The sequence below is a fragment of the Pedobacter sp. SAFR-022 genome (assembly GCF_051965375.1).
Classification (GTDB): Bacteria; Bacteroidota; Bacteroidia; order Sphingobacteriales; family Sphingobacteriaceae; genus Pedobacter.
Genome location: NZ_JBQCME010000007.1, coordinates 45858 through 64472 on the forward strand (window position 1 = coordinate 45858; position 18615 = coordinate 64472).

At 45.6% G+C, this 18615-nt stretch carries 17 protein-coding genes and 1 riboswitch; of the genes, 8 read left to right on the forward strand and 9 right to left on the reverse strand.

Going from position 1 to position 18615, the window contains the following annotated elements:
• Window positions 1–83: 83 nt before the first annotated feature.
• Window positions 84–194: riboswitch (SAM riboswitch) on the reverse strand.
• 163 nt (window positions 195–357) lie between these two features.
• A complete protein-coding gene (locus ACTHQF_RS15220; protein WP_440431464.1) occupies window positions 358–810 on the forward strand; it encodes a rhodanese-like domain-containing protein in 453 nt (150 codons plus the stop codon).
• On the opposite strand, the gene ACTHQF_RS15225 is transcribed toward ACTHQF_RS15220, so the two are convergent.
• The 6 genes from ACTHQF_RS15225 to ACTHQF_RS15250 all read right to left on the reverse strand — a co-directional run bounded on the left by ACTHQF_RS15225 (window position 811) and on the right by ACTHQF_RS15250 (window position 6758).
• The gene (locus ACTHQF_RS15225; protein ID WP_440431466.1) at window positions 811–3324 is read right to left on the reverse strand and encodes a zinc-dependent metalloprotease; all 2514 of its coding nucleotides are present in this window, start codon (window positions 3322–3324) and stop codon (window positions 811–813) included.
• Between the two features lie 181 nt (window positions 3325–3505).
• A complete protein-coding gene (locus ACTHQF_RS15230) occupies window positions 3506–3802 on the reverse strand; it encodes a hypothetical protein (protein ID WP_440431468.1) in 297 nt (98 codons plus the stop codon).
• 140 nt (window positions 3803–3942) lie between these two features.
• The gene (locus ACTHQF_RS15235) at window positions 3943–4530 is read right to left on the reverse strand and encodes a hypothetical protein (protein WP_440431470.1); all 588 of its coding nucleotides are present in this window, start codon (window positions 4528–4530) and stop codon (window positions 3943–3945) included.
• Window positions 4520–5035, reverse strand: a complete 516-nt coding sequence (locus ACTHQF_RS15240) for an RNA polymerase sigma factor (protein ID WP_440431472.1) — start codon at window positions 5033–5035, stop codon at window positions 4520–4522. The genes ACTHQF_RS15235 and ACTHQF_RS15240 overlap by 11 nt, the downstream gene beginning before the upstream one ends.
• A gap of 100 nt (window positions 5036–5135) precedes the next feature.
• A complete protein-coding gene (locus ACTHQF_RS15245; protein WP_440431474.1) occupies window positions 5136–6338 on the reverse strand; it encodes a GAF domain-containing sensor histidine kinase in 1203 nt (400 codons plus the stop codon).
• A gap of 57 nt (window positions 6339–6395) precedes the next feature.
• Window positions 6396–6758, reverse strand: coding sequence for a response regulator transcription factor (locus tag ACTHQF_RS15250; protein WP_440431476.1), 363 nt, complete (start codon window positions 6756–6758; stop codon window positions 6396–6398).
• Between the two features lie 168 nt (window positions 6759–6926).
• Here ACTHQF_RS15250 and bla point away from each other — a divergent pair, with 168 nt between their 5' ends.
• The 3 genes from bla (at window position 6927) to ACTHQF_RS15265 (ending at window position 8937) form a co-directional block, all read left to right on the forward strand.
• Window positions 6927–7673, forward strand: a complete 747-nt coding sequence (gene bla / locus ACTHQF_RS15255) for a subclass B1 metallo-beta-lactamase (protein WP_440431478.1) — start codon at window positions 6927–6929, stop codon at window positions 7671–7673.
• Between the two features lie 201 nt (window positions 7674–7874).
• Window positions 7875–8168 carry a DUF3861 domain-containing protein gene (locus ACTHQF_RS15260; RefSeq protein ID WP_440431479.1) on the forward strand — a complete coding sequence of 98 codons (294 nt, stop codon included), beginning with the start codon at window positions 7875–7877 and terminating at the stop codon, window positions 8166–8168.
• 79 nt (window positions 8169–8247) lie between these two features.
• Entirely contained in the window at window positions 8248–8937 is a 690-nt protein-coding gene (locus ACTHQF_RS15265) for a DUF421 domain-containing protein (protein ID WP_440431480.1), read from the forward strand.
• A 3-nt stretch (window positions 8938–8940) separates the two neighbouring features.
• On the opposite strand, the gene ACTHQF_RS15270 is transcribed toward ACTHQF_RS15265, so the two are convergent.
• A complete protein-coding gene (locus tag ACTHQF_RS15270; protein WP_440431482.1) occupies window positions 8941–9507 on the reverse strand; it encodes an RNA polymerase sigma-70 factor in 567 nt (188 codons plus the stop codon).
• Between the two features lie 102 nt (window positions 9508–9609).
• Here ACTHQF_RS15270 and ACTHQF_RS15275 point away from each other — a divergent pair, with 102 nt between their 5' ends.
• The 4 genes from ACTHQF_RS15275 to ACTHQF_RS15290 all read left to right on the forward strand — a co-directional run bounded on the left by ACTHQF_RS15275 (window position 9610) and on the right by ACTHQF_RS15290 (window position 16645).
• A complete protein-coding gene (locus ACTHQF_RS15275) occupies window positions 9610–10749 on the forward strand; it encodes a FecR family protein (RefSeq protein WP_440431484.1) in 1140 nt (379 codons plus the stop codon).
• Window positions 10750–10815: 66 nt separating this feature from the next.
• The gene (locus ACTHQF_RS15280) at window positions 10816–14145 is read left to right on the forward strand and encodes a TonB-dependent receptor (protein WP_440431486.1); all 3330 of its coding nucleotides are present in this window, start codon (window positions 10816–10818) and stop codon (window positions 14143–14145) included.
• A 23-nt stretch (window positions 14146–14168) separates the two neighbouring features.
• A complete protein-coding gene (locus ACTHQF_RS15285; RefSeq protein ID WP_440431488.1) occupies window positions 14169–15686 on the forward strand; it encodes a RagB/SusD family nutrient uptake outer membrane protein in 1518 nt (505 codons plus the stop codon).
• 95 nt (window positions 15687–15781) lie between these two features.
• Window positions 15782–16645 (forward strand): PfkB family carbohydrate kinase, encoded by an 864-nt coding sequence (locus tag ACTHQF_RS15290; protein WP_440431490.1) that lies wholly within the window; start codon window positions 15782–15784, stop codon window positions 16643–16645.
• A 26-nt stretch (window positions 16646–16671) separates the two neighbouring features.
• On the opposite strand, the gene ACTHQF_RS15295 is transcribed toward ACTHQF_RS15290, so the two are convergent.
• Both ACTHQF_RS15295 and ACTHQF_RS15300 read right to left on the reverse strand, forming a co-directional pair.
• The gene (locus ACTHQF_RS15295) at window positions 16672–17424 is read right to left on the reverse strand and encodes a LytR/AlgR family response regulator transcription factor (RefSeq protein WP_440431492.1); all 753 of its coding nucleotides are present in this window, start codon (window positions 17422–17424) and stop codon (window positions 16672–16674) included.
• A gap of 52 nt (window positions 17425–17476) precedes the next feature.
• A complete protein-coding gene (locus ACTHQF_RS15300) occupies window positions 17477–18541 on the reverse strand; it encodes a sensor histidine kinase (RefSeq protein WP_440431494.1) in 1065 nt (354 codons plus the stop codon).
• Window positions 18542–18615 lie beyond the last annotated feature (74 nt).

Consider the following 18615-nt stretch of genomic DNA (forward strand, 5'->3'; position numbering starts at 1 on the left):
TAATTAAGCATACCTGCTTCGCAGATCATTGCAAAGGCGTGTATACTAAAGGCTTAATCAAGATTCCGGGGTAGGATTCGAATCACTTATCTTTCTGTAGCCGCGATGAAATGGCTCCAGTAGAATGTAGCACCTTGTAAGCACAGGTTGCTAAGACTTCGCAGGGTCTGTCCCTCCATCTTTCTCTATAAGCAGCTACAAAAATGCAACAAAGAATAGTATAAAACAAGAAAAATGGATTTTAGGCCAATTAAATTGTAAACGGCGTCCAACCAGTTGCTCTGCTCCAAATATTATTCTGAACCTGGTTGCTTCCCTTTGCATAGGAGCTTCTATCTTTACCTAAAATTACCAGCTATGAAAAACCTTAAATTTCTTTGTATAAATGTCCTTGCCTGTATGCTGTTTGTGGTAACAGCTAATGCGCAGGGCCTCAGCCTGAAAAAGCAGGTCTGGCCGGATAAACATCTGATGCAAACCAAGACTTTGGTCGACATCCTTCAGAATCCAAGGGCGGCAAAGCCGAACATTTACAACATCGGATTCGTGGGAAACATCCAGGGTGCAAAGAAACTTGCTGCGGCAAGTAAAGAAGAAGGGCTGGCACAGCTTAAATCCGAACTAAAGGATAAACCGAAGACCAGCCCGATTGTCATTTATTGTGGCTGTTGCCCCTTTGAGCATTGCCCGAATGTAAAGCCCGCTTTTACTATGCTGCAAAAGCTAGGCTATACCAATGCCAAGATCCTGAACCTTCCAACCAGCATCAAAGCCGATTGGACGGATAAAGGTTATCCTATGGCAAAATAGTTACAGGTTGTTGTAACTGCATTGAGTTAAGAAGTCCATGCCAGGCATGCCGATTGGTGCGCCTGGAGGCATTTCGGTAGCTTCAGGAGTTACAAACTTGTTGGGCTCCCGTTTAAATTCATCTATTTGCGACAGCGCGAACAGGTAGGTCGACTTATCCCTTGCATCAGCATTGGGCAGTTTGTTATTCATCCAGGTTTTAAGTTCTTCAAGTTCATACAAGGCCTGGCCGCGTACAACTTCAGAAGCTCTGGTATTCGCTGCAAGCATGATCAGGTACTTCAGTACCTGGTTATTCACCACGGTCTGTAGTTCTCCTTTATAGCCCTTTTCTTTTCCAGTCTTCCAGGTTTTTTCAACTAGCCGGTCAGCAACTTCTATAAAGCTTGGGTTCTTTTTGTCTCTGGCATTATACTCGATCAAGCGGCTCGCCCGTTCAGCATCCAGCAGGTAAGACAGCGTAGTACTGGCGGCTGATTCTGCTGCAGCGATCGGGTCGAAGGTTGGTCCGGTATGTCCTTTAAACGTTTCTATGGAAGCCGGATAACCGGAAGGACGCGGTGGAATCTTTTGGATCAGCTGCTCAGGCAGCGCCAATGCATCGGGTGTAATGGTCGACATCAAGGACTCGAATGCCTGCCATTGCACTTTCGGGTCTACCATCCGTGTGGTTACTTGTCCGTCGTTCTTAACGGCGTGGGTGAAATACAAGCCACCTATGGACTTCGCTACCGCTTCAATCTGAAAGCGGTGCAGCAAATATGCCGGCACCAGAACTTCTTCCAGGGTTGACATGGGTTCACCATCACGGATTGCTTTTTCAGAAAAACGTTCCAGTACAGCCGCTCTGACGGTCATGATGTTGGTCATCTGGTCGATCGGATTTTCCCCATCATCCCACTGGTGCGAAGTCGGATGTGCATTGCCGCCAATATCCGGGATGTAAACGAAGCCCTGCGCAAGCGTTTCTTTCATGATCTGATCAAGGCCTTTCTCCTCTGCTGCGGCATCGTTGAATTGCGCATAACCCCACATGATGGCACGCTTATCCCAGCTGCCAATACCAGAAGCATAAGCGTTGGAAAGATCGACTGTACCATCTGGCCTCAGCGAGAACCTTGGATATGGGTAGTCCATTACAGAACCACGGTCTTTCGGACTGGCGGCGAAGTTGTGGTTTAAGCCTAAGGTATGCCCAATCTCGTGTGCTGACAGCTGCCTGATCCTGGCCAATGCAATTTCTTCCATTAAGCTAGGCACAGGTTTTCCAGTTTCATAAGGTTGCAGCAGTGCTTCTGCGATCAGGTAATCCTGGCGGTGGCGGTCGGAACCAAGCGTTACCACCCCTTTGATGATCTCGCCGGTACGTGGGTCGGTGTAAGAGGAACCATAAGAAAATGCCCGCGTTGGGCTGCCAGATCTTGTAATCCAGTTCACCATGTTATACCGCATGTCCATCGGATCGGCACCTACAGGCAGCTCCTCGATCTGAAAGGCGTTTAGATATCCTGCAGCTTCGAAAGCCTGATTCCACCAGGCACCTCCATCGAGTAATGCCTTTTTGATCGGCGCAGGGATACCACGGTCCACATAATAGCGGATGGGGTTAACCGCCTCGCTTTTCGCCGCTGAAGGATCTTTCTTCTGCAGGCGGTGCCGGCGGATAAATCGCTTTACAATGGGCTCCGACATTGGTGCGGAGAAATCCATATAAGAAAACTGCTGAAAAGAAGAACGGCTGTCGAACTTTCGCGGTTTATAGCCGTCATCAGGCAAGGCCACAAAAGATTGATGCATATTCACCGTTACGGCGGTGGCGTCAGGTGCAAGGCTGCTTCGTCCGCCAGCAGTGCCGCCCGTGAAGGTTAACATGGCTTCAAACTCCGTATTCTTCGGGAAGTTCTTCGTATTATCCATAAACACCACCGAGCGGTTTTCATCAAGCTTATACGAACTGCCATTTGAAACCGAGCGGCTACCGAAGGTGCCCGTTACACCCAGTCTTGCGGCAATACCTTGATTATCGCGGATGATAAAAGGAGTAAGGTCTACCAGGAATCTCCCGCCGCTGCTGGAAACAGGTGTAAAAGCGTAGGTTACGGATTTCGCGAAATTCTGTTCAACCGCTTTCACCTCATCCTTATTGTCACTAATTGCCCGGTAATTATAAACGGGCTCTACCATCAGGATCTTTGGCCCTGCTTTAATGAACTTCGCGATGGTTGAAGCAGCCTGTCCACGTTCCGGTCCGCCGTTACCTACACCAGAAGCCAGCGATCTGAAGTACAAAAACTCCTGATCCAGCTTGTCTATCTCCAGGTAAATTTTGCCTGACTTCTCCTCATGGTAAAAATTAAAGTAACCTTCGTACTTCTTAAGTTTAGATAAATCAGGCGAAACATTGCTTGAAGTTGATTTGGCGCCCGGAGCACCAGCTTTCGTGGGCGGATCTTGTGCATAGATCAGATTGCTTAGTGTAATTAGGCCGGCAAGGATTGTAAACTTTTTGGTCATAAGCGGATTTTGAAGGTTGACGGAATGAAATTTAACCTAAAATATGTTTTTTATCGACTTGTTTAATAATAGATTAGATTTTTACCGTAACGATGCCGTGATATTATTGATCAGGCATAAAAAAACCGGAACAATTAAAGTGTTCCGGTTGTAATCAACAAAAATGCACTTCAAATGGTGCTTAAATATTCAGGTTCTTTATCGTTTGCTCCTCTTTTAAAGCATCAACATTGTTTTTAGCTCCAAAATTGTCTTTCTTTTCATCAAAGTATTCCAAAATGGAACCAATGGTGTCCAAATTATCCGCAACACGCTGATGCATATCAGGAAGGTCTTGTTCAAGACGCTTATCGCCCAATTCGATATTGTCTACTTCTATTTTGCCTAGCTTTTGAATTAACGCTTGTTGTGAATTTTGCAAATCAATCAATTCATTCGCAATCTTCTGCATCAAATCAAACTTTTTAATCGTATCCATATCCTTTGGTTTAAGTGTAGAATATGAACTGTCCAATTACCAAGCCAAGAACTGCCTCATTACTAAATAATTAATATGCATAACGGTTTGCTGCAGCGAAATGCTTTGTATTGACCGCCTTTGGTGAGCCAGATGAATGTCTATAAATAGGTTTGTTCAAGCTCCTTGCTCATTTCATCCAGCCTTGCCAAACGTGCTTTCTGCTTCCTGCCATCGCGAAAGGAAACGATAAGCAGAAACAGGGTAATTACGCCCATGGCGGAGTATCTAAACACTGCAGTGCCCGGGCTTGTAATTTCCCAGATGTACATCATCACCGCTAGCCAGAGCAGTACCATATAGATCCAGATGTACTGACTGATGACCTTACGCTGCCAATTAATTTTCTTCAATTGGTACGCTACAAAGTCATTGCTGCTAATTTCCAGATTATCTTTCTTAAAATCATAGCTCCTCCAGGCGATGGCTGCAAAAACGGTCATCAACAGGCAGGTAGAAACAAGGCTTAGCTTAAAGGCCAGCCCAAATTCCGCCTCAAACTTGATATACACCGTTACAATGGCGATCGTTGCGGCAAGGAACCCGAGGGACATGCAGAGGTTGGTACGATAAAGGCTGCTCTGGTACTTGTTCCACTTGGAGCCCAGGTTTCTTTTCAATTCATTCAGCTCCATTCCGGAGTTTAAAGGCTGGGTTTGCCAGCTACTTTTTAGTTCTTCAAAGTTCATAATGCTGCGGTGTTGACATCAGTTTTAATAATCTACCTTTAATTCTGTTGATCTTGACTCCGACCAGATTTGCATTGTTCCCGGTGATTTCTGCAATATCTTTATAGCTTTTGTCTTCAAGTACCAGCGAAATAATCAGCCTGTCTGCCGGCTCAAGTTGATTAATGCAATACCTCAGGTGATCAAGCCTGACTTCAGATTCCTTTTTGTCTTCCATGGTATCCTCGTATGCTACAGGAAAAAAATCAGGGATTGGTTCATGCTGGTGGCGCTTGTTTTTCAGGTTAAAACTGATCGCGGTATTTACTGCAATCCGGTAAACCCAAGTGCTCACTTTTGCATGTCCTTTGAAATTCTTGATGCTTTTCCAGATCTGAAACAGGATCTCCTGATACAGATCATCGGCTAACGAGGCGTCATAAATGTATGCACGGCAAATGCGATAGATACTTGCGCGGTTCGATACGACTAATTTGGTAAAGGTTTCTTCGTCGGGCTTCTCCATATACGGTATTAGTAGGAGCAATCACTGCAATATTACAGGCCCTTAAGATAAATTTTTTAAATAGCATCAATGCTGCGGCGGAGGGCAGCAGCATTGATGCTTATAAACTTTGTGGAAGGACAACTTCGAATGCCGTGCCTTTGCCGGGAGCAGAGTTTACGCTGATCAGGCCATTCAAAGATTCCACCAGGTGGGATACCAGGCTCAGGCCAAAGCCATAACCTCTTTCACCTCCGGTGCCTATGGTCGTTTGTGCCTTTCCAGCGAGGACCTGCTGAATGACCGCTGTATCCAGACCCACGCCGGTGTCAGTTACCGTAATGGTTAATAATTTCTCCGTTGTACTCAGGCTTAAACCCAGATGAACGGAGACTTTTCCGCCTGCTGCGGTAAACTTGATGGCATTGGAAATTAGATTTCCTGCAATCTGCAACAGCTTGTTCTTTGAAAATGGGACGGACTCATGACCTGCATTCAGGCTGATTTCAAGATCAACGTTTTTGAATTTCGCCTGCGGCTGATAGAGTTTCAGGAGCTTATCTTTAAATAAAGGTAAGTTGAACTCGTTTTCTGCCAGTGTTTGTGCCTTTTCTTCGGATAGGATTTCATCTGCCAGGTCGAGCAGTGAACGTCCGCTCTTATTAATCATGTTTATATATTCCATGAATTCCGATACGTCGAACGTGGCGCCCTGTTCTGCGATCAAGTCCGACAGTCCGATAATGCCCCCAAGTGGACCTCTGATATCATGCGCCGCCTTCTTTTTGGATGCATTGGATTCGTTGAGCTTTGCACGCAAAAGTTCAAGTGCCTGAATGGACTTCAGCCGCTTTACAACCGTCTGTGCGATGATTTCCAGCAACTCAATCTTTTCCGCACTTAAGGCTTTCACCTCTTTGTCCAAAACGCAAAGTGCGCCCACATTCAGGCCCGGCGACAGTTTTAGCGGCATACCAAAGTAGTACCGTAGCCCCTCGGGACCTTTCACGTAGAACTTTGTACTAAAGCGCTCATCAAGCGTCAAATCCTGAACTTCAAAGGAAGTGTCTGACATGATCGTGTATTGGCAAACAGATTCCTCCCTGGGCATTTGCTCCAGTTCGATACCCTGGTTCGCAATGGTCCACTGCGTAAAGGAGTCGATGATGTTGATCAGGGAAATCTCCGTTCCGGTGACCTTGGTGGCTAACAGGGTAAGATCTTTGAAATTTTCTTCTAAATTGGTAAAGTCTAAATCAATATTGGAAAGAGCAATAATTCTTTCCAGTTCATTATCTGGTATAGGAAATGATTTATTTGCCATGCATAGGGATTGAACTTACCATAACGACCTTCTTGTCCTGGATATTATGTACCTGGCTTAGCTAAGATGTTCCCTGATGGTACCCAGCAGTACGTGCAGGTCAAAAGGCTTATTTAAAAAAGCATTTGCGCAAGACTCCTTACTCATGAGTTCTGCTGGTGCATGGGCCGACATTAGGATCACAGGAATTTGGCCCGTTCGGGTGTCGTTTTTGATATAAGTACATACATTAATGCCATTGCCGTCGGGCAGCATCACATCAATTAAAAACAGATCAGGGCAGCTTTTCTCAAAAGCCATATTAAAATCCGCAACGGTTGGAAACAGGGAAACATTGTAACCTTCGTCTTGCAAAAAGTAGGTTAGAACGTATCCAATATCCTCGTTGTCTTCAATGATATAAATATCACTTTTATTCATAATGAGGTAGGTTAGGGCGATTTATAGGGTACTGCAAAATATCAACTTTCAGGGAATTATTAAAGAAAATTTTAATGAAATGTTCAATGCCGATAATAAATAAGTACATATACCGTTCGCGGAAATTCCTGGATAACATGTTTATTTTTGGGTGTAAAATTTAAGCGAATGAGATTGCCTTTTAAACTGCTTGTAGCCTTTCTGCTTTTCATTGGATCTGGCAGGCCAATTCATGCACAAAGTTATAAGTCAGATATTCTGGAGATTATCCAGCTGTCGGATCATGTCTTTCAACATATTTCTTACCTGAACACGAAGGATTTTGGGAAGGTGTCCTGCAACGGCATGATCGTGGTTGATGATCATGAGGCACTGGTTTTTGATACACCAGCGGAAGATCAGGCTACGCTGGAGCTGATCAACTGGATCAAAACGAACCTGAGCAGCGAAGTAAAAGCAGTAGTTGCCACGCATTTTCACGCAGACTGCCTGGGCGGCCTTGATACTTTTCATGCTGCTGGCATTCCTTCTTATGCACAGGTGCAAACACTTGAATTTGCAAAACAAAAGCACTTTCCGGTTCCAAAACATGGATTTAAGAGCTCGCAGGTACTTAGCGTGGGTGGCACATCCGTCCAGGTCGGGTATTTTGGTGCCGGGCACACCCGGGATAATGTGGTCGCCTATGTGCCTTCAGAGAAGATCATGTTTGGCGGCTGCCTGATCAAGGAGATCGGCGCCAGCAAAGGTAACCTGGAAGATGCGGACGAAAGCGCCTGGCCCTCAACGGTACAGAAAGTCAAGGCCAGATATCCGGCAGCAAAGCTGATCATTCCGGGACATGGGAAAGTTGGTGGTGCGGAATTACTGGATTATACCAGCAGCCTGTTTGAAAAGAAAGCAACAGCTAAATAATTGACAGCAGACGGCGCATTGCTTCAGCTTTCAGCCGGGGTTGACAGGCCCTTGATCCGGCTCGGGGCGAGTCAACCCCGGTTCGAGGGCGTATCAAGGCCGGGTTGAGGGCGAGTCAACCTACAGCCTATCTTGTCCTTGTCTTCTGTTCTACACCCTCATAAATGCACAATATGCTTTTCTTGTCTTAAAATAAATGCCATGGAAAAAAGAAACAATAAATATCACCTTACACTGGAGTTGAAACATTATGCAAATGGGGAGACTGAACCAGCTAAATCAATGGAAATTGATTTCAGCAATCACGATGAAGTGTTTGCGATTATCGAAAGAATACGGGAAAAAGATCCTTTTAAAGATCAGGAGCAGGCCACTGAATTTGCACTGGGTTTGAAGCTGTTCTCTGAAGTGATGATCAAGAACCGGAATAATCCACTTTTCGAGGAGCTTAAAGAGGCTTTCCCGCTGTTTATGAAACGCCTGAAAAGTTTATAGTCAGGCCTGCTGGATATCGGAATTCCTGTTCAAAACAAATTAGCAGGTATTTACCTTATGGTAGATACAAAGCAATAGTATGGACTTCGACTGGCATCGGATTTTCTTTAGCGATCAGGAATACACCTTCTTCTGGGAGATACTTTTCCGGACTCCAATCATGTTTCTGGCGGTTGTAATCGTGCTCCGGTTTACTGGCAAACGTGGTGTACAGCAGCTGTCGATCTTTGAGATGGTAATGATCATCACCCTGGGCTCTGCTGCGGGAGATTCCATGTTCTATGATGATGTAGGGATGTTGCATGCCCTGGCGGTCTTCGCGCTGGTATTGGCCGTTTACCGGCTTATCATCTGGCTCATCACTAAATTTGAATGGTTTGAATTCCTGATGGAAGGTAAGCCCATTTACATCATCCGCGAAGGCAAGATGTGCCTGGATGAGCTGAACTCCAAAGAGCTTGGATCGGATGAATTTCTAGGTGCACTTCGTGGGCAACATGTCGATCAGATGGGGCAGGTAAAATATGCGGTGCTGGAAGATACCGGCAGCTTGAGTGTGTTTTATTTTCCCGATGAGGAGGTGCTTCCAGGTTTGCCGATCCTGCCGGATGAATTTGAAAGCAAGAGCACAAAGATCTCAAAATCTGGTTTATATGCCTGTTCCAAATGTGCCCGGACCTATCATCTGGAGCCCGCGGTAGACGTGCCTTGTGAAACTTGTAAAAATATGGAATGGGTGGAAGCGGTTTACCGGAAAAGGGTAAGCTGATCCTCAGGTTTGAAAAGGAAAATACTTCAATGCATTGCGCAGATACTGCAAGGCCGTTGTGAGCTGGTTTTCCACGGTCCGTTTAGAGATGCTTAACTTTTCTGCAATCTCGTCATTAGAGAGCTGATTCGTCCTGCTGAGTGTGAATATCTCGCGGCAACGCTTTGGAAGTTTATCCAGCGAGCCTTGTAATGCAGTTTCCAGTTCCGCCGTATTGATGTTCTCGTCGCCCATGTTCTGACTCTGTCGGCCGTCGTTAAGTTCTGTATAGTCCTCCACATACACCAGGTTACTGGCTTTTCTGGTCTTCAAGGCCTTGAAAACATGGTACCTTGCAGCTGTGCTAAGGTAGGCGCTGAACTGCATGATTTCATATTCATGCCGTTTACGCCAAAGGTTCAAAAAGATGTCGTGTACAATCTGGGAGGAAGCATCCTCTTCTTTGAGGTAGGCGAATGCGGTGTTATAGATCAATGTCCAGTAGCGTTCAAACAGCGCATCAAAGGCCTTTTTGTCATCGAGACAAATGGCACTCCATAATTCTGCGTCTGTACGTTCGTTCAGGGGCATAAGGTTATAATTGGTCGAATAAACGTAAATAAAATATTTTAATAATCTATGTGTGTGCTGCGCTAAAAAAGGATCTGATAGTATATAACCAAATGTAATATCATGACTCCAGAGGAGCTTTTTAGATTGCAGGAGAAGTATCTCGCCGGCTTATGTAGCGAAGAGGAAATTGCGTTGCTCAAGCAGCATGAGCATGACTTTCAATTGCTTGAACATCCCTGGCAACCTGAACAAGGCAATCAGGAACAGATAAAAAGCCGGATCCTGCAAAGTCTCCACCAGGAGATGGAGCAAAGCCCATCCAGGGCTAAAACATTCCGATATTACTATGCAGCAGCGGCAGTACTGCTTATCGGACTGTTCGCTGTTTTCTTCGCTCTGCAGCCAAAACCACAGGTGGATCTTCTAGCGAAACAATCTAAAGCTGGCCCGGCTGCAATTGTAAAACCAGGATCAACAAAAGCGACCTTAACTTTATCTAATGGTACGGTGATAAACCTTGACGACGTTCAAAATGGCGTCATTTCTGAACAAGGAAATGTTACGGTTGGTAAAACGGCGGAGGGTAAACTCATCTATCAGGTGAAGCCAGCTACAGGCCAGGCGCTGGTTTACAACACCATCAGTACACCCCGTGGCGGCGAGTACCAGGTGGTACTTCCAGACGGCACCCATGTTTGGCTAAATGCCGCATCTACACTGCGCTTCCCATCGGTTTTTTCGGCTGCGGAAAGAAAAGTAGAGCTAAAAGGAGAGGCTTATTTCGAAGTCGCCAGGAACAAACAAAAACCATTTAAAGTAACCGTTAATAATATGGGCATTGAAGTGCTGGGTACGCATTTCAATGTCAATGCCTATGACGATGAAGCGCAGATCAAAACCACTTTGCTGGAAGGCTCTGTGCGTCTGAGTGCCGGCAATAATCATCAAATGCTTAAACCCGGTCAACAAGCACGCTTAGGTAAACAGTCGGACTTCAGCATTGCCGAAGTAAACGTAGAGGAAGCGATTGCCTGGAAGAAGGGCTATTTCATTTTCGATAACGAGAACATTGAGAGTATTATGCGAAAGGTTTCCCGCTGGTATGACGTGGACGTTACTTATCAGGGCAAAATGGATCAGGGTCGCTACGGCGGTACTGTTTCCCGCTTTGACAGCGTAGAAGGCGTGTTGAAATCTTTGGAGCTAACTGGATCCGTTCATTTCAGAATGGAAGGAAGGAGGATTGTCGTGATGCCATAAGTACAAGACAAACCAAACGCTCATGCAATTCGCATAAAATAACAACCAAATATTAAACTCAATATAATGAATAAGGATAGAAAATCTTTAAAGTACCTGATGGTGATGAAACTTTTACTTGTATTTGTTTTGTCGACCATCTTTCAGGTTAACGCTGCCACCTATGGCCAGAATGTGACCTTAAATATTAAAAATGCCTCACTAAAGGAGGTGCTTGACGTGCTTCGTAAACAAACGGGTTACCACTTCCTTTATAGGACGGAAATGCTGAACCAGACCCGTCAGCTGAGCATTAACGTTACCAATGAACCATTAACCAAAGTTTTAGAGCTTTGCTTCGAAGGTCAGCCATTGACCTATTCCATCAACGAGAAAACGATTGTTTTACGTGAAAGACCTGTTTCTCCAATCAAGAGCGTGCAACAAGCCAGGATCACAGGAACCGTGACTGATGCTACAGGCTTAGCCATGCCGGGCGTAGGTATCAAAGTAAAAGGTACGAGCACGACCTCGGTAACCGATACGGAGGGTAAGTATGTAGTGAATGCCGGTGGAAACATTACCCTTGTATTTTCTTATGTGGGTTATGAAACCCAGGAAGTAGCGGCAAACGGGCGTACAACCATCAATATCACCCTTGCTGAAAGTCAGGCAGAGCTGAGCGAAGTTGTGGTGATCGGTTATGGTACGGTTCGCCGCAAGGATCTTACCGGTTCTGTAGCATCTGTGAAAGGTGCGGACATCAAAGCCCAGGGCGTTAGTGATGTTACCCGTTCTCTGCAGGGCAGAATGCCGGGTGTATCGATCGAGTCTGCGGGTGGTGATCCAGGTGCTGGAACAAGGATACTGATCCGTGGGGTAGGTTCATTGAATAATGCTACACCACTGTACATTGTGGATGGGGTGCAGGTAGCGAACATCAATAACTTGAACCAGACCGACATCGAGTCTGTAGACGTGTTAAAAGACGCTTCCGCAGCCGCGATCTATGGATCAAGAGCTGCAAACGGTGTGGTACTGGTGACTACGAAATCCGGTAAAAGTGGTGCACCGGTTGTGCAGTTGACGGCCAACGTTGGTGTACAAAGTAAAGCCAGCAATATTGATGTGCTGAATGCACAGGAATGGGCTACCGTGCACAATCAGGCACATGCGAACGCAGGTTTAACACCGCTGGAGCTGGCGGCTAATCCAGCAGCCTTAGGCGTTGGAACTGACTGGCAAGATGCCATCTTCCGCGCTGCACCTATTCAGCAGTATAACCTCTTGGTTAGTGGTGGTAGTGAGGCCAGCAAGTACAGTGTGTCTGGTGGTTATAATGACCAGCAGGGTATCGTAGATGTAACCGGCTATAAACGTTATAACCTTCGTGTGAAAACAGAAACCACCAAGGGTCGTCTGAAGTTTGGGGAAACGGTATTGTTATCCAGGGAAAAATTCGTGAACATGCCAGCTGGCTGGGGTGGACAAGGTGGTAACCCGGTGGGATCTGCCATCAAAATGATTCCTGCTTTTAAAATCTATAATCCTGAACTGATCGGTGGCTATGACGGTGCATTTGGTTCTGTAGTAAACATCGCCAACCCCGTAGCACAGCTGAATCTGGAAGATATCACCCGTGAAAATACGAGCATTCTGGCAAATGCCTTCGGGGAGCTTACCATCATCGAAGGTTTAAAGTACCGTTTGAATCTTGGTTATACCAATGTTTTTAACAGCAACTATGATTATCACAGACGCTATCAGGTAGGCGCATTGTTTACCCACCCAACCAACGACATCAGCTTAAGCAAAGACCAGAATGTGCTATTGTTGTTGGAGAATACGTTGAACTACGACAAGGTATTCGGAAAACACAGCATTCAGGCATTGGCAGGATATACCTACCAAAGCAACAACTATAACTACACCAGTACAGCACGTACGGACCTGCCAGATGGTATTGATCAGATTGATGCAGGTGCCGGTATCGCAACCAACTCCGGTAACCGACTTGAAAACAACTTGATCTCGCTGCTGGGACGTGTGATCTATTCTTATGATGATCGCTATCTTTTAACGGCAAGTTTCAGACGTGATGGTTCCTCAAGATTCGGTGCAAACAACCGTTATGGTAATTTCCCTTCAGTGGCTTTGGGCTGGAACATCATGAATGAAAGCTTCTTTGAACCGCTGGAGAAAACCTTCTCAAACCTGAAACTAAGAGCCAGTTATGGTGTATTGGGTAACCAGGAGATCGGTGATTACCAGTACAACGCTGCGGTGGCATCCAACGTTAACTATGTTGTCGGTAACGCGCAGCAAAGATGGTTCGGTTCCATTCAAACCGCTTTTGCTTCTCCAAACATCAAATGGGAAACTACAAAAACCATGAATATTGGTGTTGACGCGGGTTTCTTTGGCAACAAACTGAATTTAACGGCCGACTATTTCGTTAAGAAAACTACTGACGTGCTGTTGAACGTACCGATCCCGGGATCTGCAGGTTCTGTTTCGAACCCGGTTGTAAATGCCGGTACGCTTCGTAACAATGGTGTGGAACTTGGGCTGAACTATGGAAATACGGTAGGCAAATTGAACTACAACGTATTCGGAACGATCAGTGCGGTGCGCAACAAAGTGATTGAACTTGGAACAGGTTCGCAGCAAATCTTCGGCGGTCAGCCAAACCACCACGGTGCTACAAGTACCTTAACGGAAGCTGGTGGCTCTATCGGTTCCTTCTACCTGATCCAGGCGCTGGGTATCTTCAATTCACAGGAAGAGGTGAATGCTTATGCTAAAGACGGACAGCTGATCCAGCCCAATGCGGCGCCAGGTGACGTAAAGTTCTTTGATAAAAACGGCGACGGACAGATCAATAACCTTGACCGTGTAAACCTTGGTAGCCCCTTCCCAGATTTTGAGTATGGTTTAGGTTTTAATGCGAACATGCACAACTTTGACCTTGCTGTTTTCTTCCAGGGATCACAAGGCAACAAGATCTACAATGGTCTGGCACAGGATCTACAGAGTACAAACCTGCAGATGAACTATGCAAAATCTACCCTAAACGCATGGACACCGACCAATCAGTCGAACATTCCGAGAGTAGTAGCGAATGACCCGAACTTAAACAGTCAGACTTCTTCGCGCTTTTTAGAAGATGGCTCTTATTTCCGGATGAAAACGGTACAGCTGGGTTATACCTTGAAAGATGATTTCGCAAAGAAATTAAAGATCAGTTCTTTCCGTACTTATGTGAGTGCAGATAACCTTTTCACCATCACCAATTACAGCGGTTTTAACCCGGATCTGGGTAGAACAGGTTCTATTTTCGATAGGGGTGTGGATTATGGTCACGTAGCTTATCCTTTGGCAAGAACCATTTCCTTAGGCATTCAGTTAACCTTGTAAAATCAACCTTAAATTTAAAGATCATGAAGAAAATATATATAGCTTTTTGTTTCGCCGCGCTGCTTGGCGGATGTAAGAAAAGTGAACTGGAGTTAATTAACCCGAATCAGATCGTTTCGGAAACCTACTGGAAAACGGAAACCGATGTACATAGTGCATTCGCGGCAACCTATGGCTTGTTGCGAAATGTAGATGGCGGTTTCTGGGGTGTGCGTGGAATAGAACTGGGTAACGGTCGTGGTGATGACTTCTTTATCCGGAACGACGTTGCGGATCTTTATCGCTTATCAACCTTCACCAATAATGCAGATAATGGTACAGCAAATTCACTCTGGAACTACGCTTACCGTGGTATTTTCCGCGCCAACCAAATTCTGGAGAATGTAGGCAGGGTGCCATTGGATGACGCCAAGATGAAGGCCTATATTGCCGAGGCGAAGTTCCTGAGGGGATTGAACTACTTTATCCTGGCGATCAACTTCGGTGATGTGCCTTTGATCTTGTCTGTTCCTAAAGATGAAACGGAGTACGCCAGGCCGAAAGCTGCTGAAGCAGATGTCTGGAAACAGATCATTGCCGACTTTACGGAAGCGGGGGTGGATCTACCAACATCTTACGGAGCGGAATGGGTTGGCCGTGCTACCAAAGGTGCTGCACTCGGCTATCTGGGTAAAGCATACCTGTTTACGAAGGATTATGCGAATGCGGAAACCACCTTGCGCCAGGTAACTGGTATGGGCTATTCCTTGATGCCGAACTATGAAGACAATTTTCTGGTAACGAAAGAAAACAATGCGGAGTCATTGTTTGAGATTCAGCTTGGTGATGTTGGTGGAACCAACGCCTGGGGTGGCGAGAATGCAAGTGGTGCTCTAGGCGTTACGACGGCACAAGAGTTTGCACCTTCGGAAGTTGGGGGCTGGTTTGAGGCCGGGCCAACAGACAAATTGTTCAACGAGTTCCAAAAGGAACGGACCACTGATGGTGAGTTGGATCCAAGGATGTACGCGACATTGATCTGGGACTATCCGGGTGCGACGTTCTACAGAAAGCCATTCAGCGATTTCAAGCTGCCATTCGGTTTCAAATCTCTGTTTAAGAAGTATCAGAACTATACCCAGGCGAATGAACTTGCGGGCGCCAGCGGTGCGTCTAACTATACTTCCAGCAATAACGAAAGAGCACTGCGTTATGCAGATGTACTGTTGATGCTTGCTGAGGCGGTAACAATGCAAGGCAGGCCAGCGGATGCTTACCAGTATGTGAATCAGATCCGTACCCGTGCGAAGCTTGCTGCACTACCTGCTGGTTATGATCAGGCGCAGATGATGAATGAGATTGTACACCAGCGTATGATCGAGTTTGCACGTGAAAATCACCGTTTCTATGATCTTAAACGTTGGGGATTACTACAGCAGGAGATCAGCAACAGCGACAAGGTTGGTAAGCAGTTCTTTGTTCCAGGGAAACATGATTACTTCCCGGTTCCGCAGAACGAGATCAACACTAACCCATTGATGACACAGAACAGCAACTGGTAATTCTTCCAGGCTGGTATTTCAAAAGGCTTTCAGGTAACTGGAAGCCTTTTGTTTTAAATCAGCAAAAACTTGTACATTAAGCTTTATTTTTGCGTATGGTTGATATTTGTTGCGTAGGACACATTACGTCTGATAAAGTAGTTACCTCAAACTCCACGATGTATATGCCGGGTGGCACTGCTTATTACTTTTCCTTCCCCTTTGCAAATCTTGATGTAAAGTATTTGTTGGTCACTGCACTGGCACAAGCGGATTTACGCTATGTGGAAACGCTTCAGGAGCAGGGCATTGAGGTGCAGGTACAGGAAAGTAAGCATACCGTGTGTTTCGAGAATGTTTACGAAGAGAATACCGATTTCAGAACGCAGTTTGTTTCTCAGAAAGCAGATGCATTTACGGAAGAAGCGTTGCTTGAGGTTGAGGCGAAGATCTTTCACCTTGGACCCTTATTGGCAGGTGACATATCCGTTTCGCTGATCAAAGCGCTGGCGGCGAAAGGACGGGTAAGCATGGATGTTCAGGGCTATTTGCGATTGGTAAAAGACGGTAGGGTTTATGGCACAGACTGGCCTGAAAAGCAACAAGCATTGGCTTATGTTGACATTCTGAAGGCAGATGAAACGGAGTTAAGAACACTGACAGGTGTTGAAGATATTCGAGAAGCAGCCGCTTTGGTGACTTCCTGGGGCGTTAAAGAAGTGGTGATTACAAATGGCAGTCAGGGGTCGATGATCTACAGCGCCGGTGAGTTTTACCCTGTTCCCGCATTTCCACCAGCAAATCTGGTTGATGCCACAGGCTGCGGGGATACGTATATGGCCGGTTATCTCTATCAGCGTATTAAAGGTGCAGATGAGTTGCAGGCCGGGTGTTTTGCTGCGGCATTGGCAACAAGGAAGTTGGAATCAGCAGGACCATTTAAAGGGGTTATTGAAGACGTGCTTGCCTTATTGGATTAATTGTTTGAAGATAAATAAACGTGATATTACAACCAGTTTTTTAGTAGGTCGGCAAATCCTTCTTTGTACTGTTCCGTAACGGGGATTATCGTTTGTCCAATTTGTACAGAATTCTTGGTTAGCGACTTAATGTGTTCAACACCGACAATGAAGGAACGGTGAATCCTCAGGAAAGCAGGTGTAGCAAGCTTTTCTTCCAGGCTTTTCAGACTGGTTAAGGTGAGTAGGGGCTTCTCTTCTCCTTTTATATAAAGCTTCACATAATCTTTTAATCCTTCGATGTACAGGATATCTGCCGTGTCAACCTTCTGAAGTTGATAATCTACCTTCAGGTATAAGTATTTCTTTTCGGAAACCGCTAGCGGCAGGTTTGCAGGTGCCAGACTTAAGCTATGCTCCAGCAAGATGAAATAATCGTATGCCTTGGTGGCAGCTCTCGAAAAATCAACGAAACTGAATGGCTTAAGCAGGTAATCCAAGGCGTCGACTTTGAAGCCTTCCAATGCGTATTGATCGTAAGCTGTTGTAAATACAATTCTTAAATGCTTCTTTCTGCCCGTTTGTTCAACAATACGGGCGAGCTCGATCCCGCTCAGATCCGCCATACGGATATCCAGAAAGATCAGCTGTATATCTGGGTTTTCGTGTATCGCCTTTAATCCCTCGACACCATTGCTGTACGCGGCTACCAGGTTTAAAAAAGGGGTTTTTTCCACATAGGAGCTGATCAGGCTTAAGGCAAATGGCTCATCGTCTACAGCGATACAATTAATTTTCATCTTTTAGGAATGATGTTATTTGATCAGGATCTTCCCTTATGCAAAGGATCGTTTAACTGAAATCCAAAGTTAGCATAACGGTGTATTCTTTGGTGCTGGTATTGTTGTCAACCGCTAAAGTATGTTTCCCTGGGTAAAGCAGATCCAGCCTTCTTTTGGTATTGATCAGGCCGATGCCATTGCTTTCTTCCAGGTGTTCACGTGCCTCAAAGGTAGAGTTCTTAATTTCTATTTTAACGGTATTGTTCAACTGCCGGATGTCTATGTAGACATAACTCGGATGGAGACTGCTGATACCATGTTTAAAAGCATTTTCAATGAAAGGTAGCAACAACATTGGAGCAACCTCGTAGTTCTTCATATTGGCTTGCTTTTCAAAGATCACCTGCACCTCACCGGATAGCCGCAGCTTCATTAGCTTAATATAATCTTCCACAAACTTAACTTCGTTTTCCAGGCTGGTAAGGTCATTTTTAGTATCGTAGATCACGTAGCGCATCATGTGCGACAGGGTATAGATCGCATCTTTGGCGGCGTTGGTATTACTATCCGTTAAGGCGTAGATGGTGTGTAAGGTGTTGAAAAAGAAGTGTGGATTGATCTGCGACTTCAGAAAGGATAGTTCGGAATTGATCTTATCTTTTTCTGTCGCCTGAAAGGCAAGCTGATCATGCTGCATTTTCTTCGAGAGTGCAATAACGGTACTTACGCCATAGATCACCATGGCCATAATGATGGTGATGTAGGTCGCTGAATGATCCTGCTTTTCCGCAGACTTGTGCATCTTCGGGCCGAAGATCTTCTCCATGGCCTCGGGAACACCTAAAAAGCTGTCCAGCCAATGGTTCAGGAATACGGTAGCGAACAAAGTTGCGATAACAAGAATGACGAAAATCCCTGTACGGTGATTGTAAAGCAGCCGCGGGGTGAAGATGAAATAGTTAGCATAGAACAGTCCTGCCCACATCAGGTTGATCAGCACTTGTTTGATCCAGAATTCAATCGGTAAACGGATGGGCCAGGTAAGTGGAAAGAAGATCAGCACCAGCAATGCCGCCACAATGAAATAGTGGACGGAGGGGAGTTTTTTGCTGATACCAGTAAACGCTGTTGTCATGATAACAAAGATGAAAGATTATCATCAGATATGGTTCAGCGCTCGTCGATCCAAATGGCCGCTCTGTCTATTTT